The sequence below is a fragment of the Bacillus fungorum genome, assembly GCF_002746455.1.
GTDB lineage: Bacteria > Bacillota > Bacilli > Bacillales > Bacillaceae_G > Bacillus_A > Bacillus_A fungorum.
The window spans coordinates 123,654-138,496 of the sequence record NZ_NWUW01000011.1 but is presented as its reverse complement, the minus strand read 5'-3'; the positions used below and the strand labels follow the sequence as shown (position 1 = coordinate 138,496).

Sequence of the window (14,843 nt, the reverse complement as noted above, 5' to 3'; positions counted from 1 at the left end):
AGAAAGATAGAGATTATTAGGAGGAATAAACAATGGGATACAATGCCGGTTCATACGATGTCATAGTAATCGGTGCAGGTCATGCAGGATGTGAAGCTGGTCTTGCGGCAGCACGAATGGGCTCCAAAACATTAATGTTAACAATTAATTTAGATATGGTAGCGTTTATGCCATGTAACCCTTCTGTTGGTGGACCAGCAAAAGGGATTGTTGTTCGTGAAATTGATGCATTAGGCGGAGAAATGGGACGAAACATTGATAAAACGCATATTCAAATGCGTATGTTAAATACGGGTAAAGGGCCAGCTGTACGCGCACTTCGAGCACAAGCAGATAAGTTCTCTTACCAGCATGAATTAAAGAAAACAATTGAAGAAACACCAAACTTAACGTTGTTCCAAGGAATGGTAGAGCGTTTAATCGTTGAAGATGGCGAATGTAAAGGGGTAATTACGCAAGCTGGTGCTGAATATACAGCAAAAACAGTTGTAATTACGACTGGAACATTTTTACGCGGTGAGATTATTATGGGGGATTTAAAATATTCGAGTGGTCCGAATAATCAACAACCATCTATTACTTTATCAGAACATTTAGAGGAACTTGGATTTGATCTTGTTAGATTTAAAACAGGTACACCTCCGCGCGTAAATAGTAATACGATTGATTACAGTAAAACAGAAATTCAGCCAGGTGATGATAAACCACGAGCGTTCTCTTTTGAAACGACAAAATTTATTATGGACCAAATTCCATGTTGGTTGACGTATACAAGTACGGAAACACATCGTTTAATAGATGAAAACCTACATCGTTCAGCTATGTATTCTGGTATGATTAAGGGAACAGGACCTAGATATTGTCCGTCAATTGAAGACAAAGTAGTAAGGTTTAATGATAAACCACGTCATCAAATTTTCTTAGAACCAGAAGGACGTAATACACAAGAAGTGTATGTACAAGGTTTATCCACAAGCTTACCAGAAGACGTGCAGCGTGATATGCTTAGAACAATCCCTGGTCTAGAAAATGTTGAAATGATGCGTACAGGTTATGCAATTGAATACGATGCAATCGTGCCAACGCAATTATGGCCAACACTTGAAACGAAAAAAATTAAAAATTTATATACAGCAGGACAAATTAACGGAACTTCTGGTTACGAAGAGGCGGCAGGACAAGGACTTATGGCTGGGATTAATGCAGCATGCCGTTCTTTAGGTAAAAAAGAAGTTATTTTAGGTCGCGAGGATGCTTATATTGGTGTCTTAATTGATGATCTTGTAACGAAAGGTACAAATGAACCATATCGTTTATTAACGTCTCGTGCAGAATATCGTCTATTATTACGCCACGATAATGCTGATCTTCGTTTAACTGAAGTTGGTCGTGAAATTGGATTAATTAAAGAAGAGCGTTATGAGCGATTTACAAATAAAAAATTACAAATTGAACAGGAAAAGGAACGTTTAGGCAGCATTATTATTAAACCACGTCCTGAAGTTCAAGAATTAATTCGTAGCATTGGTGGAAGTGAATTAAAAGACGGAATACGTGCAAGTGACTTATTACGTCGTCCAGAGATGACATATGAGCATATTCATCTTTTAGTACCAAGTGAAGTAGAATTAAGTGATGAAGTGACAGAACAAGTTGAGATTCAGATTAAGTACGAAGGATATATCGAAAAATCTTTACAGCAAGTAGATCGTATGAAGAAAATGGAAAACAAAAAAATCCCTGTGGATATTGATTATGATGCGATTTCTAGCCTTGCCTCAGAAGCTAGGCAGAAATTGAAAGATGTTCGTCCACTTTCAATGGGGCAGGCTTCACGTATTTCTGGCGTAAATCCAGCGGATATTTCCATCTTACTTGTGTATATTGAACAAGGAAAAATTGCGCGAGTATCGAACCAATAAATAGTAAGGAGATATTGTTAGATGAACATAGAACAATTTCAATCTATGCTAGAAGAGAAGGGTATCACCCTCTCTTCTAGACAGTTAGAGCAGTTCGAAATCTACTTCGAAACATTAGTAGAGTGGAATGAAAAAATGAATTTAACGGCTATTACGGAGAAAGAAGAAGTATATTTAAAACACTTTTTTGATTCCATTACAGCTGCTTTTTATTATGATTTTTCAAAACCATTCTCAATTTGTGATGTTGGTGCAGGAGCTGGATTCCCAAGTATTCCTTTAAAAATCTGTTTCCCGCACTTAAAAGTGACAATTGTAGACTCATTGCAAAAACGTATTAATTTCTTAAATCATTTAGCACAAAAGTTGGAATTAAGTGACGTCGCGTTTTGTCACGATCGTGCTGAAACATTTGGGAAAAAAGAAGGTGTACGTGAATCGTACGATATTGTAATGGCACGTGCAGTTGCGCGTCTTTCAGTATTAAGTGAGCTATGTTTACCACTTGTAAAAGTTGGGGGAACATTCATTGCAATGAAAGGTGCCGCAGCAAGCGAAGAAATTGAAAATGGCAAGTATGCTTTAGAGGTGCTAGGCGGGGATCTAAAAGAAATGTCTACGTTCCAATTACCATTTGAAGAAAGTGAACGTAATATTTTATTAATTGAGAAAAAGCGCAAGACACCAAAGAAATATCCACGCAAACCAGGAACACCCAATAAATTACCTATTGAAAAATAAATCTTATTAGACGTAAGATTAAATTATATAAATGAAAACGTAAATGTTTCATAGGAAACATTTTATGGAGAATAGTCAATAGGCCTAAAAGGTGGTGGAATATGTATGAAAAATACGTTTTCTCGTTTATTTGGCTTTGGAGATAAAGAGAGCGAATTCGAATTACAAGACGAAAGCCATGAAGAAATAGATAAAAAGGTATATGAAGAAATACAAGAAATTCCGATAGTAAATATTACCCCTAACCGTTATCAACCACGAACAGTTTTTGACGATGCGCGTATCGAGGAGCTAGCATTAACAATTCGTACACACGGACTTATTCAGCCAATTGTTGTGAGGCAATATGAGGATGATAAGTACGAAATTATTGCTGGAGAAAGACGTTTCCGTGCGGCAACGAAGTTAGGATGGGAAAAGGTTCCTGCAATTATAAAGAACTTAAATGATACAGAGACAGCTTCTGTAGCTTTAATTGAAAACTTGCAACGTGAGGAACTAACAGCAATCGAGGAAGCTGTGGCATATCAAAAGCTAATTGAGTTACATAATCTAACACAAGAAGCATTGGCACAACGACTTGGAAAAGGACAATCGACAATCGCAAATAAGTTGCGATTGTTAAAGTTGCCTGAAGAAATAAAAAGTGCGTTATTAGAAAAAAGCATTACAGAACGCCATGCCCGTGCGCTCATTCCTTTAAAGAATGAGGAATTACAACTGAAAGTTTTACAGGAAATTGTGGAGAAACAACTGAATGTAAAGCAAACAGAGGAACGAATTGCGAAACTACTAGAGGAAGCAAAACCGAAGCGCAAGGCAAAGCAAAAAGCAGTAAGTCGAGATACGAGAATTGCCATGAATACAATTAGGCAGTCATTACAAATGGTTGCTGACAGTGGTTTAAATGTTAATTCTGAGGAAGAAGAATTTGATGAGTACTATCAAATTACAATTAAAATTCCGAAGAAAAAATAATAATGGCGTGTTAGAGACCTGATCCTATTGGATAGGTCTCTTTTACTATATTTTCTTGTGAGATGAAGAAGGAGTTTAGAAATAAATTTTGAAGTTTAATAAGGACGTAAAAGAAAAACTTTTATTTCATGTTACAATAAACGTAATTGTTACTAGAATAAGATAGAAAGGTTGAAAGTAGGTGACATCATGGGAAAAATCATTGCTATTGCCAATCAAAAAGGTGGCGTTGGGAAAACAACAACATCTGTTAATTTAGGGGCTGGATTGGCACAAGTAGGTAAAAAGGTCCTTCTTGTAGATATTGATGCTCAAGGAAATGCAACGACTGGTGTGGGAATTGAAAAATCCGAATTAGATCAATGTATTTACAACGTTCTTGTGGAAGATGCAGATGTTCAAGGAGTTATACGGAAAACCGCAACTGAAAACTTAGATGTTCTACCCGCTACAATTCAATTGGCAGGTGCCGAAATTGAATTGGTACCGACTATTTCCCGGGAAGTACGTTTGCAAAGGGCATTACAGCCAGTTCGTGATGAATATGATTATATTATTATCGACTGTCCCCCGTCCTTAGGGTTATTAACGATTAATGCGTTAACCGCAGCAGATTCCGTTATTATCCCTGTTCAATGTGAATATTACGCACTAGAAGGATTAAGTCAGCTATTAAATACAGTACGACTTGTGCAAAAGCATTTAAATAAAAATCTAGCAATTCAAGGTGTATTGCTAACAATGTTGGATGCCCGTACGAATTTAGGGATTCAGGTTATAGATGAAGTGAAAAAATACTTTAGAGATAAAGTATACCGTTCGATTATTCCTCGTAATGTTCGTTTAAGTGAAGCACCAAGTCATGGGAAACCAATTATGCAGTATGACGCTAAATCAAGAGGGGCAGAAGTATATATAGATTTAGCAGAGGAAGTGATTGCAGGTGGCTAAAGGATTAGGAAGAGGAATCAATGTGTTTTTTCCTGATTTAGATGTGAAAGAAGAAGAGACAATTCAGGAGATTGTGATAACTGAATTAAGACCGAATCCATATCAACCACGTAAACACTTTAATAAAGAAGCGATTCAGGAGTTATCGGCTTCTATTAAAGAGCATGGCATATTACAACCGTTAATTGCTAGGAAGAGTATTAAAGGATATGAAATTGTTGCAGGTGAAAGAAGATATCGTGCTGCCAAAGCAGCGGGACTTGAAAAGGTACCTGCAGTTGTAAGACAATTAAATGAGCAGCAAATGATGGAGTTTGCATTGCTTGAAAACCTACAACGAGAAGATTTAAATCCAATGGAAGAAGCAATGGCGTATCAAATGTTAATGAATGAGCTAAATGTAACGCAAGAACAATTAGCAAAACGTCTTGGTAAGAGCAGACCTTACATTGCAAATTATACGCGGTTATTAAGCCTCCCTTCTTTTGTGCAAGATATGATTGCAAATGGTCAACTTTCAATGGCTCATGGGAGAACTTTACTTACGATAAAAGATGAAGAACAATTGAAATCTTTATTGAAACGAATTGAAAAAGAAGGATTAAATGTTCGTCAATTAGAGAAAATTGTTCAGGCAATTAATCAACGCGTTTCACGTGAAACAAAACAAGTGAAAAAAGAGAGAAATATATTTTTCGTAGAACGCGAAACGTTCTTAAGAGAAAAGTTTGGCACAGATGTAAAAATTAAAGAAACGAAAAAAGAAAAAGGTAAAATCGAAATTGAATTTTTTAATAAAGAAGATTTAAATCGTATTTTAGAATTATTAGCACAGAAAAACTAAAAAGCAAACCATCTTATTATTTATAGATGGTTTGCTTTTTTTAATACAGATAATTTTTGGTCTGTTTCTTTTATACTCTGTGCAATCACATCAGCCATTTTCATGACTAAACTTAATCTTGTATTTTGCAGGACGAAAAACTCCATAAAACCATTTAGATTTACGATGCCATGAATATGTAAATCACCAACTGCAGGTAATTTCTTATTCATCGCAGCTCCAGGTTTACTAGGTCCCATTCCGGTAGTAATAGAACCGATACTTTGAGATTTTCCTAGACAGGCATCAACCGCAATTATAAATGAAGTAGGATTATCTTTCTGTATATTCTGGATTTTTTCTTCTAAATTTAGTGCATGTACTGGTTCATCTAGTGTGCCGAACACCTGGAAGTTTTTAATTCCTACTTGTTCTAGTTTTGTACCAACTAACGGGCCGAGTGCATCACCTGTAGAACGATCTGTTCCGATACAAATGAGAATAATTGGTATATTCGTTTTAATAGGGATATGGGAAAGTAAGAAGTTACTAATTGTCTCGGAGGCTTCTAAGTCTTGGTGCATAACATTTTGAGTTTCTTTTTCGAAAAAAGGTAAGCGAAAACTTCCAATATTCATGAAGCACCCATCCTTTTAATAAATTTTCAAAATATGTTATATGGTGAGTAAAATGGAAAACTATAAGTGCGTACTTTTTGTAAAACTTAAGTGAAAACGGAAATAATAGTACTAGTATATATATATTCGTTCCATTTTATACCTGCATAGAAGTTAACAAATGTAATTAAAGTCATAAAATTTTTTCAGCAATTAGGAGACTTCTGATACAATAAGAAGGATAACTAAAAAGAAATTTTGGCTGGAGAGGTAGAGGTACATGGATGTATTAACAAAGTGGTTTAATGCCACGAAACAGTATTTATTAAATGCTGATCGTTGGGCTGATATTGGAACAGCGACATTGAAAATATGTATTATTTTAATCATTGGTGCAGTTGTTGTACGAGTTGCGCGTGCAATTGTACGAAATGCATTTCGTATGGGAAGTCGTTCTCCAATTCAAATCTCAGAACGTCGTACAGTTACAGTAGCGAAGTTACTTGAAAATATTGTGGCATACGTTGTTATGTTCATTATGTTAATTGCGATTTTAGGTGTATTCAATATTAATGCATCAGGTTTATTAGCCGGTGCTGGGGTAATTGGTTTGGCAGTCGGATTTGGTGCTCAAAGTTTAGTGAAAGACGTTATTACAGGTTTATTTATTTTGCTAGAAGATCAGTTTTCAGTAGGTGACTATGTAAGAATTGGTCAGTTTGAAGGTGTTGTTCTAGAAATTGGACTTCGTACAACGAAAGTAAAGAGTTGGACAGGTGAAATTCATACTTTACCAAACGGAAGTATTATTCAAGTTACGAATTTCTCAGTGAGTAATAGTGTAGCATTTGTTGATGTATCTATTTCGTATGAGGCTGACATAGCAAAAGCAGAGCAAGTCATTGAAGAATTATTAGAAGAATTACCTGCAAAGTATGAGAAAATGGTAACAACGCCTCAATTGTTAGGTGTACAAACATTAGCTGCTTCAGAAGTTATATTACGTGTTATTGCTGAAGTAGAACCAATGCAACATGCAGTTATTGCAAGAGCACTTCGTAAAGAAATTAAAAATCGTCTAGATTTACATGGTATTGAAATTCCATATCCACGTATGGTTTTATATAATCGTGAAGAATTGGTGAGTGGAAAAGCAATTTAGTATGGAGAGGGGTTTGGAGAATGGAGCAAAAGCAGTATAACTTGTACGATGTTGTGGAAATGAAGAAAGCACACCCATGTGGTGAGAATCGTTGGAAAATTATTCGTATGGGAATGGATATCCGCATTAAGTGCGAGGGATGTGACCATTCAGTAATGATTCCTCGACGAGAGTTTGATCGTAAGGTGAAAAAAATACTTGTGAAGCACGAAGAATAGAGAGAAAGTAACAGTTACAGTGGGTAGCTGTTACTTTTTTTCGTTTGGAGGAAACTTGTCATTTTTTTCGTTACTATCTATAATGATGAAAGATTGAGACATAGGAGTGAAAAATATGGGATTAACGGCTGGGATTGTTGGATTACCTAACGTAGGGAAGTCCACTTTATTTAATGCAATTACACAAGCAGGAGCAGAATCTGCAAACTATCCATTCTGTACAATTGATCCAAACGTAGGGATTGTAGAAGTACCAGATGAGCGTTTAAATAAATTAACGGAATTAGTAGAACCGAAAAAAACTGTTCCGACTGTATTTGAGTTTACTGATATTGCAGGTATCGTAAAAGGTGCTAGTAAGGGTGAAGGTTTAGGAAATAAATTCTTATCGCACATTCGCCAAGTTGATGCAATTTGCCAAGTTGTTCGTTGTTTTGAAGACGAAAATATTACGCACGTTTCAGGGAAAGTAGATCCGATTGATGATATTGAAACAATCAATTTAGAGCTAATCTTAGCAGATTTAGAGTCTGTTGATAAGCGTATTGAGCGTGTTGCGAAATTAGCAAGACAAAAGGATAAAGAAGCAGTATATGAGCATGAAATTTTAGTGCGTTTAAAAGAAGCTTTTGAAGAGGGAAAACCGGCTCGTACTGTTGAATTTACAGAAGAGCAGATGAAGATTGTTAAAGGTCTTCATTTACTGACAACGAAAGAAATGTTATACGTAGCAAACGTAAGCGAGGACGATGTTATCGACCCTTCTGAAAATAAATACGTACAAATGGTAAAAGAATTTGCTGCAAATGAAAATTCTCAAGTAATCGTTGTATGTGCAAAAATTGAATCAGAAATCGCTGAGTTAGACGAGGAAGAGAAAAAAGTATTCCTTGAAGAACTAGGCATTGAAGAGTCTGGTTTAGATCAATTAATTCGTGCTGCATATGATTTATTAGGACTTGCTACTTACTTCACGGCTGGTGTGCAAGAAGTACGTGCATGGACGTTTAAACAAGGTATGAAAGCACCACAATGTGCTGGTGTCATTCATACAGACTTTGAGCGTGGATTTATTCGTGCGGAAACAGTTTCTTACGAAGACTTAATGACAAACGGTTCTATGACAGCGGCAAAAGAAGCTGGTAAAGTTCGTTTAGAAGGAAAAGAGTATATCGTAAAAGACGGAGACGTTATGCATTTCCGTTTCAACGTTTAATTTAATATTTCCTAGGAAAAATAAAGATATGAGCTTGGCAAATATATTATGTGTTTGCCAAGTTTTTTATGTATGGGTCAGTTGATTCATCTAACTTACTATGATATAATCTAAACTCGTGAGTAATTACTATAAATTAATTGCTCCTTGCCCATTACGGGCCGTTTAGACCAAAAGGAGGTGAAAGTGTAATGAGAAAGTACGAAATTATGTACATCATTCGTCCTGGCGTTGAAGAAGAAGCTCAAAAAGCTTTAGTTGAACGTTTTGCAGGTGTTTTAACAAACAATGGTGCAGAAATCATTAACACGAAAGAGTGGGGTAAGCGTCGTTTAGCTTACGAAATCAACGACTTACGTGAAGGTTTCTACATGATCTTAAACGTGAAATCTAACGCAGAAGCGATTAACGAATTCGACCGTTTAGCTAAGATCAACGAAGACATCCTTCGTCATATCGTTGTTAAAGAAGAAGAAAAATAATTGATATATAAGGGAGAGTGGTTCGATTGATGAATCGTGTTATCCTCGTTGGTCGTTTAACTAAGGACCCTGACTTACGTTACACGCCCAATGGTGTTGCAGTAGCTACTTTTACGTTAGCTGTGAATCGCGCATTTGCCAATCAACAAGGTGAGCGTGAAGCTGACTTTATTAATTGTGTAATATGGCGTAAACAAGCAGAAAACGTAGCAAATTATTTGAAAAAAGGTAGCTTAGCAGGCGTAGATGGACGTCTTCAAACTCGTAATTACGAGGGACAAGATGGTAAACGTGTATACGTAACAGAAGTTCTTGCGGAAAGCGTGCAATTTTTAGAGCCGCGTAATGGCGGTGGGGAGCAACGTGGTTCATTTAATCAGCAACCATCAGGAGCTGGTTTCGGTAACCAAAGCTCTAACCCATTTGGTCAATCTAGTAATTCGGGTAACCAAGGTAATCAAGGAAACTCTGGATTTACGAAGAATGACGATCCATTTTCAAATGTAGGTCAACCGATCGACATTTCCGACGACGATTTACCGTTCTAATACAGTAAATTTGTTAGTTTTAACAAAGAATGGAGGGAAATAGACATGGCAGGACGCAAAGGTGGACGTGCGAAACGTCGTAAGGTGTGTTTCTTCACAGCTAACGGCATCACTCGCATCGATTATAAAGATGTTGATTTATTAAAACGTTTCGTTTCTGAGCGTGGTAAAATTTTACCTCGTCGTGTAACAGGAACAAGCGCAAAATACCAACGCAAACTTACAGTTGCAATTAAACGTGCTCGTCAAATGGCACTTTTACCATATGTTGGTGAATAATAGCGTATGAAATGCACAGTAGAGTCCGACTCTACTGTGCATTTTGCTATGCTTTTCTTTTTTTGAAAGAGAGGTTAGAGGATGAAAAAGACGAAATTTATTACTGAGGGTGCAGCGTTGTTGGCAATATATGCAATGTTGTTGCTTATATCTATGTATGTTCCGATTTTAGGTAGGGTTGTAACGTTTGCGTTGCCATTGCCATTTATATTGCTAACGATAAGATATAAATTATCTAACGCCTTTGTAATTTTTACAGCGGCGCTTTTTATTACTGTTATTGTCAGTCAGCCGATGAACCTAGTGAAGACAACTATGTTTGGATTGATAGGTATCGTTTTAGGATATATGTATAAAAAACGAAAAAAGCCGGTAGAAATTTTGATGGCAGGGACACTGGCTTACTTAATTGGTATTATGCTCATTTATGTTGCGAGTATAAAGTTTTTTAACATAGATTTAATGAAGCAAATGCAAAATATGTTTAATGAAAGTATGACGCAAAGTGAAAAGATAGTTAGTGCTGCGGGTATGCCGATTAGTAAAGAGCAAAAAGAGCTATTTTCACAATTTAATGATGTGTTACAAACGTTATTCCCAAGTTTACTTGTCATGTTATCAGTATGTTTTTCTTGGATTACAGTTATGATATCAGGTAGTGTTTTGAGAAAGCTAAAACACGATGTTATACCTTGGCCTAAATTTAAAGATATACAATTACCAAAAAGTATTGTTTGGTATTACGTTATATTTATTTTGCTATCAACTTTTGTAAAAGTAGAACCGACATCATATTTACATATGGTATTTTCTAACCTATATGTCATATTTGCTTTACTACTAGTATTGCAAGGTCTGACATTTATCGCTTTTCTAGCGCATAGCAAAGGTTTTACGAAAGGGGTTCCCATTATTAGTTTTATTGTATGCATGTTTATTCCGATGCTGTTTCCTCTTGTGACAATCTTAGGTATAATTGATTTAGGGATTTCATTGCGTTCTAAAATAGGAGGATAAAGTAATATTCCTTATACTATTTTAATCTGTTTAACTAACTGGAAGATGAGTTAGTTTTACTTTATAGGAGTTGTATACATGCCTGAATTTTATAAGAAACAGTGGTTTTTATATCCTGTTTATGTATTGGCATTTTTTGTATTTGTGCTCATTTCAATCCTCTGTTATTTTCATTTAATGATGGGGATAGTCTCCTTTTTTATTTTTTGTATCGTCCTTTTTGTTGTTGTACGATTTGAACTTACCTTTCAAAAGAATTTCGAAAAACATACGACAGATATGATTACAAGGGTAAAGAAAGTGAGTAACGAAGCATTTAACCAAATGCCAATCGGTATTTTGTTATACAATAAGGATTATGGGATTGATTGGGCGAATCCTTATTTATCTTCATGTCTAGGGCAGCATGCATTAGCTGGATGGCACCTTTATGATGTATCAGAAACGTTACTTCTTTTTATTAAAGGAGAGACTTCCGATGATATAGTCTCTTTAAACAATCGAAAGTTTCGTGTGTTTGTAAGGAAAGAAGAAAAGTTAATTTATTTCTTTGATGTAACGGAACAAACAGAGATTGAAAAGATGTACGAGGATCAACGCACTGTTTTAGCTGTAATTTATTTAGATAATTACGATGAGGTTACACAAGGGTTAGATGATCAATTACGTACGAATATAACAAGTCTTGTAACATCACGACTAAATGAATGGGCCGTTAAGTATGGGGCATATTTAAAACGTGCATCTTCAGAAAGATTCTTCGTCGTACTAAATGAAAGTATTTTAGCGCAGATGGAGAAAGGGAAATTTAGCATTTTAGATCAGGTGCGTGAAGAAACATCCAAAAGGAATATACCACTCACCTTAAGTGTAGGTGTTGGATCAGGTGATTTACCTTTATCAGAGCTTGGGGCAATGGCTCAATCCGGTTTAGACCTTGCGCTTGGCCGTGGTGGAGATCAAGTAGCTATTAAACAAGCAACAGGTAAAGTTAAATTTTATGGCGGTAAGACAAATCCAGTTGAAAAACGTACTCGTGTACGTGCCAGAGTTATTTCGCATGCATTAAAGGATTTAGTATTAGAAAGTAGTAATGTCATTATAATGGGGCATAGGGCTCCTGATATGGACGCGATTGGTGCTGCGATTGGTATTTTAAAGGTAGCTCAATTAAATGAGCGCAAAGGATATATTGTGCTAGATGAAAATGATTCTGATAAGGGAATTAAGCGTTTGATGGATAAAGTGAAACAAAACGAAGAGTTATGGTCTCACTTTATTACACCAGAACAAGCGATGGAATTTGCAAATGATGATTCTTTACTTGTTGTTGTTGATACGCATAAACCTTCAATGGTGATGGAAGAAAAGCTGTTACACAAAATTGAAAATGTAGTTGTTATTGACCATCATCGCAGAGGAGAAGATTTTATTGAAGATCCATTGCTTGTTTACATGGAGCCATACGCTTCTTCCACAGCAGAACTTGTTACAGAATTACTTGAATACCAACCGAAAAGTTTAAAAATGACAATGTTAGAAGCAACAGCATTGTTAGCAGGTATTATTGTGGATACGAAGAGCTTTACATTCCGGACAGGTGCTCGTACGTTTGATGCGGCTTCTTATTTACGCTCACATGGTGCAGATACTGTACTTGTACAAGAGCTTCTAAAAGAAGATATGGATCAGTATTTACGGGTTGCAAAAGCTATTAAAAATGCGTACATTTATACAAATGGAATTGCGATTGCAAAAGTTGATAGTGATGATTATTATGATCAAGTGCTTATTGCACAATCAGCGGACACATTATTAACAATGACAGGAATTATTGCGTCATTCGTTATTGCGAAACGTGGCGAGAATTTCATTGGAATTAGCGGCAGGTCTTTAGGTGAAGTGAATGTGCAGCTAATTATGGAAAATTTAGGAGGTGGCGGGCATTTAACGAATGCAGCCACACAAATGAAAAATGTTACAGTAGATGAAGCTGAGGAGAAGCTTCGATTTGTTATTGATGACTATTTACAGGGAGGCACACAATCATGAAAGTAATTTTTCTAAAAGACGTAAAAGGTAAAGGGAAAAAAGGGGAAGTAAAAAACGTACCAGATGGTTATGCAAATAACTTCTTACTAAAACAAGGATTAGCTGCTGAAGCGACAAATAGTAGTATGAAAACTTTAGAAGCTCAAAAACGCAAAGAAGAAAAAGATGCAGCAGCAGAGCTTGAAAGTGCAAAGCAATTAAAAGAAACGTTAGAGAAACTAACTGTAGAATTAAAGGCCAAATCTGGCGAGGGTGGCCGTCTATTCGGTTCAATCACAAGTAAACAAATCGTAGATGCAATGCAAAAATCACACAAGATTAAACTTGATAAGCGTAAATTTGAAATGGATGATGCAATTCGTGCATTAGGCTATACAAACGTTACTGTGAAATTGCATCCGCAAGTAACAGCAACAGTAAAAGTTCATGTTAGTGAACAATAAAAATAAGTTAAGCAAGGAGGATTGCGTATGAGTGATGTAATGGCTGATCGTACCCCTCCGCATAATATAGAAGCTGAGCAGGCAGTCTTAGGTGCTATATTAATTGATCAGGATGCGTTAACATCAGCATCGGAACTATTGGTACCTGACTCATTTTATCGAACGAAACATCAAAAGATTTTTGAAGTCATGCTTGGGTTGTCTGACAAGGGAGAGCCGATCGACTTAGTAATGATGACGTCAGCGATGGCTGATCAAGGATTACTAGAAGAAGTTGGTGGGGTTTCTTACTTAGCAGAATTAGCAGAAGTCGTTCCGACTGCTGCTAACGTAGAGTATTATGCACGAATCATCGCTGAAAAAGCACTGTTACGTCGTTTGATTCGAACGGCGACTCATATCGTGTCTGATGGATATGAGAGAGAAGATGATGTAGATGGCCTTTTAAATGAGGCTGAGAAAAAAATATTAGAAGTATCTCATCAAACGAATGCGAAAGCATTCCAAAATATTAAAGACGTTCTTGTAGATGCTTACGATAAAATCGAGCTTTTGCATAATCAAAAAGGTGAAGTTACCGGGATACCAACTGGATTTACTGAATTAGATAAGATGACGGCAGGGTTCCAGCGTAATGATTTAATCATCGTGGCGGCACGTCCATCGGTAGGAAAAACGGCATTTTCATTAAATATTGCACAAAATGTAGCGACGAAAACGGATGAAAATGTAGCGATTTTTAGTCTAGAGATGGGTGCTGATCAGCTTGTTATGCGTATGCTTTGTGCAGAAGGGAATATTGACGCACAAAGGCTTCGTACCGGGTCATTAACTTCTGATGATTGGGCGAAATTAACGATGGCAATGGGTAGTCTTTCTAATGCCGGTATCTATATTGATGATACGCCAGGGATTAAAGTAAATGAGATTCGGGCAAAATGTCGTAGATTAAAACAAGAACAGGGTCTTGGTATGATCTTGATTGACTACTTACAACTTATTCAAGGAAGCGGGAAATCAGGAGAGAACCGTCAGCAGGAAGTATCTGAGATTTCTCGTACACTAAAAGGAATTGCACGTGAATTGCAAGTACCTGTTATTGCCTTGTCACAGTTATCTCGTGGTGTAGAATCTCGTCAAGATAAACGTCCGATGATGTCTGATATTCGTGAATCGGGGAGTATCGAGCAGGATGCTGATATTGTAGCCTTCTTATATCGTGAAGATTACTATGACCGAGAAACGGAAAATAAAAATACGATTGAAATTATTATTGCAAAGCAGCGTAACGGTCCTGTAGGCTCAGTAGAGCTTGCATTCGTTAAAGAGTTCAATAAGTTCGTTAACTTAGAACGTCGCTTCGAGGATGGGCATGCGCCGCCTGCATAAAGATA

Annotated in this window: 16 protein-coding genes; 15 read left to right on the top strand and 1 reads right to left on the bottom strand. The window is 36.6% G+C overall.

The genetic code is table 11. From position 1 onward, the window contains the following. The first annotated feature begins 32 nt into the window (after positions 1–32). From mnmG to spo0J, 5 genes are all read left to right on the top strand, one after another. Positions 33–1,922, top strand: coding sequence for a tRNA uridine-5-carboxymethylaminomethyl(34) synthesis enzyme MnmG (gene mnmG, locus CO726_RS17190; RefSeq protein WP_098759624.1), 1,890 nt, complete (start codon positions 33–35; stop codon positions 1,920–1,922). Between the two features lie 21 nt (positions 1,923–1,943). Further along, positions 1,944–2,663 carry a 16S rRNA (guanine(527)-N(7))-methyltransferase RsmG gene (gene rsmG, locus CO726_RS17185; RefSeq protein WP_098759623.1) on the top strand — a complete coding sequence of 240 codons (720 nt, stop codon included), beginning with the start codon at positions 1,944–1,946 and terminating at the stop codon, positions 2,661–2,663. A 105-nt stretch (positions 2,664–2,768) separates the two neighbouring features. Next, entirely contained in the window at positions 2,769–3,641 is an 873-nt protein-coding gene (gene noc / locus CO726_RS17180) for a nucleoid occlusion protein (RefSeq protein WP_000799026.1), read from the top strand. 189 nt (positions 3,642–3,830) lie between these two features. Beyond that, positions 3,831–4,592 (top strand): sporulation initiation inhibitor protein Soj, encoded by a 762-nt coding sequence (gene soj, locus CO726_RS17175; protein WP_000516117.1) that lies wholly within the window; start codon positions 3,831–3,833, stop codon positions 4,590–4,592. Beyond that, positions 4,585–5,436: a stage 0 sporulation protein Spo0J gene (gene spo0J, locus CO726_RS17170; protein ID WP_099685043.1), complete on the top strand. Its 852-nt coding sequence runs from the start codon at positions 4,585–4,587 to the stop codon at positions 5,434–5,436. Before soj ends, spo0J begins: the two co-directional genes overlap by 8 nt. Positions 5,437–5,456: 20 nt before the next feature. Here the strand turns inward: spo0J and yyaC are convergent, their stop codons facing one another. Beyond that, positions 5,457–6,053 carry a spore protease YyaC gene (gene yyaC / locus CO726_RS17165; protein WP_098759619.1) on the bottom strand — a complete coding sequence of 199 codons (597 nt, stop codon included), beginning with the start codon at positions 6,051–6,053 and terminating at the stop codon, positions 5,457–5,459. A 259-nt stretch (positions 6,054–6,312) separates the two neighbouring features. Here yyaC and CO726_RS17160 point away from each other — a divergent pair, with 259 nt between their 5' ends. From CO726_RS17160 to dnaB, 10 genes are all read left to right on the top strand, one after another. Continuing rightward, on the top strand, positions 6,313–7,194 hold the full coding sequence (locus CO726_RS17160) for a mechanosensitive ion channel family protein (RefSeq protein ID WP_098759618.1): 882 nt from the start codon (positions 6,313–6,315) through the stop codon (positions 7,192–7,194). Positions 7,195–7,214: 20 nt separating this feature from the next. Continuing rightward, complete coding sequence (locus tag CO726_RS17155; protein WP_000436051.1) at positions 7,215–7,412, top strand: DUF951 domain-containing protein; 198 nt, start codon at positions 7,215–7,217, stop codon at positions 7,410–7,412. Between the two features lie 115 nt (positions 7,413–7,527). Then, entirely contained in the window at positions 7,528–8,628 is a 1,101-nt protein-coding gene (gene ychF / locus CO726_RS17150) for a redox-regulated ATPase YchF (RefSeq protein ID WP_000524669.1), read from the top strand. A gap of 191 nt (positions 8,629–8,819) precedes the next feature. Continuing rightward, on the top strand, positions 8,820–9,110 hold the full coding sequence (rpsF, locus tag CO726_RS17145) for a 30S ribosomal protein S6 (protein ID WP_001233778.1): 291 nt from the start codon (positions 8,820–8,822) through the stop codon (positions 9,108–9,110). Between the two features lie 26 nt (positions 9,111–9,136). After that, the gene (ssb, locus tag CO726_RS17140) at positions 9,137–9,658 is read left to right on the top strand and encodes a single-stranded DNA-binding protein (protein WP_000981967.1); all 522 of its coding nucleotides are present in this window, start codon (positions 9,137–9,139) and stop codon (positions 9,656–9,658) included. Between the two features lie 45 nt (positions 9,659–9,703). Continuing rightward, the gene (gene rpsR, locus CO726_RS17135) at positions 9,704–9,937 is read left to right on the top strand and encodes a 30S ribosomal protein S18 (protein WP_000918873.1); all 234 of its coding nucleotides are present in this window, start codon (positions 9,704–9,706) and stop codon (positions 9,935–9,937) included. Positions 9,938–10,018: 81 nt separating this feature from the next. Beyond that, a complete protein-coding gene (locus CO726_RS17130) occupies positions 10,019–10,954 on the top strand; it encodes a YybS family protein (protein WP_099685042.1) in 936 nt (311 codons plus the stop codon). Positions 10,955–11,032: 78 nt separating this feature from the next. Continuing rightward, positions 11,033–13,006, top strand: coding sequence for a DHH family phosphoesterase (locus tag CO726_RS17125; RefSeq protein ID WP_099685041.1), 1,974 nt, complete (start codon positions 11,033–11,035; stop codon positions 13,004–13,006). Next, positions 13,003–13,449: a 50S ribosomal protein L9 gene (rplI, locus tag CO726_RS17120; RefSeq protein ID WP_000864235.1), complete on the top strand. Its 447-nt coding sequence runs from the start codon at positions 13,003–13,005 to the stop codon at positions 13,447–13,449. Before CO726_RS17125 ends, rplI begins: the two co-directional genes overlap by 4 nt. A 27-nt stretch (positions 13,450–13,476) precedes the next feature. Beyond that, positions 13,477–14,838: a replicative DNA helicase gene (gene dnaB, locus CO726_RS17115; RefSeq protein ID WP_001286244.1), complete on the top strand. Its 1,362-nt coding sequence runs from the start codon at positions 13,477–13,479 to the stop codon at positions 14,836–14,838. Positions 14,839–14,843: the final 5 nt, after the last annotated feature.

Excerpts from the sequence above, each read along its gene's own strand:
- CO726_RS17130 (WP_099685042.1), top strand. The coding sequence starts at position 10,019 with ATGAAAAAGACGAAATTTATTACTGAGGGTGCAGCGTTGTTGGCAATA.
- dnaB (WP_001286244.1), top strand. The coding sequence starts at position 13,477 with ATGAGTGATGTAATGGCTGATCGTACCCCTCCGCATAATATAGAAGCT.
- rpsF (WP_001233778.1), top strand. The coding sequence starts at position 8,820 with ATGAGAAAGTACGAAATTATGTACATCATTCGTCCTGGCGTTGAAGAA.
- rpsR (WP_000918873.1), top strand. The coding sequence starts at position 9,704 with ATGGCAGGACGCAAAGGTGGACGTGCGAAACGTCGTAAGGTGTGTTTC.
- CO726_RS17125 (WP_099685041.1), top strand. The coding sequence starts at position 11,033 with ATGCCTGAATTTTATAAGAAACAGTGGTTTTTATATCCTGTTTATGTA.
- yyaC (WP_098759619.1), bottom strand. The coding sequence starts at position 6,053 with ATGAATATTGGAAGTTTTCGCTTACCTTTTTTCGAAAAAGAAACTCAA.
- rplI (WP_000864235.1), top strand. The coding sequence starts at position 13,003 with ATGAAAGTAATTTTTCTAAAAGACGTAAAAGGTAAAGGGAAAAAAGGG.
- noc (WP_000799026.1), top strand. The coding sequence starts at position 2,769 with ATGAAAAATACGTTTTCTCGTTTATTTGGCTTTGGAGATAAAGAGAGC.
- rsmG (WP_098759623.1), top strand. The coding sequence starts at position 1,944 with ATGAACATAGAACAATTTCAATCTATGCTAGAAGAGAAGGGTATCACC.
- mnmG (WP_098759624.1), top strand. The coding sequence starts at position 33 with ATGGGATACAATGCCGGTTCATACGATGTCATAGTAATCGGTGCAGGT.
- CO726_RS17160 (WP_098759618.1), top strand. The coding sequence starts at position 6,313 with ATGGATGTATTAACAAAGTGGTTTAATGCCACGAAACAGTATTTATTA.
- ychF (WP_000524669.1), top strand. The coding sequence starts at position 7,528 with ATGGGATTAACGGCTGGGATTGTTGGATTACCTAACGTAGGGAAGTCC.
- CO726_RS17155 (WP_000436051.1), top strand. The coding sequence starts at position 7,215 with ATGGAGCAAAAGCAGTATAACTTGTACGATGTTGTGGAAATGAAGAAA.
- soj (WP_000516117.1), top strand. The coding sequence starts at position 3,831 with ATGGGAAAAATCATTGCTATTGCCAATCAAAAAGGTGGCGTTGGGAAA.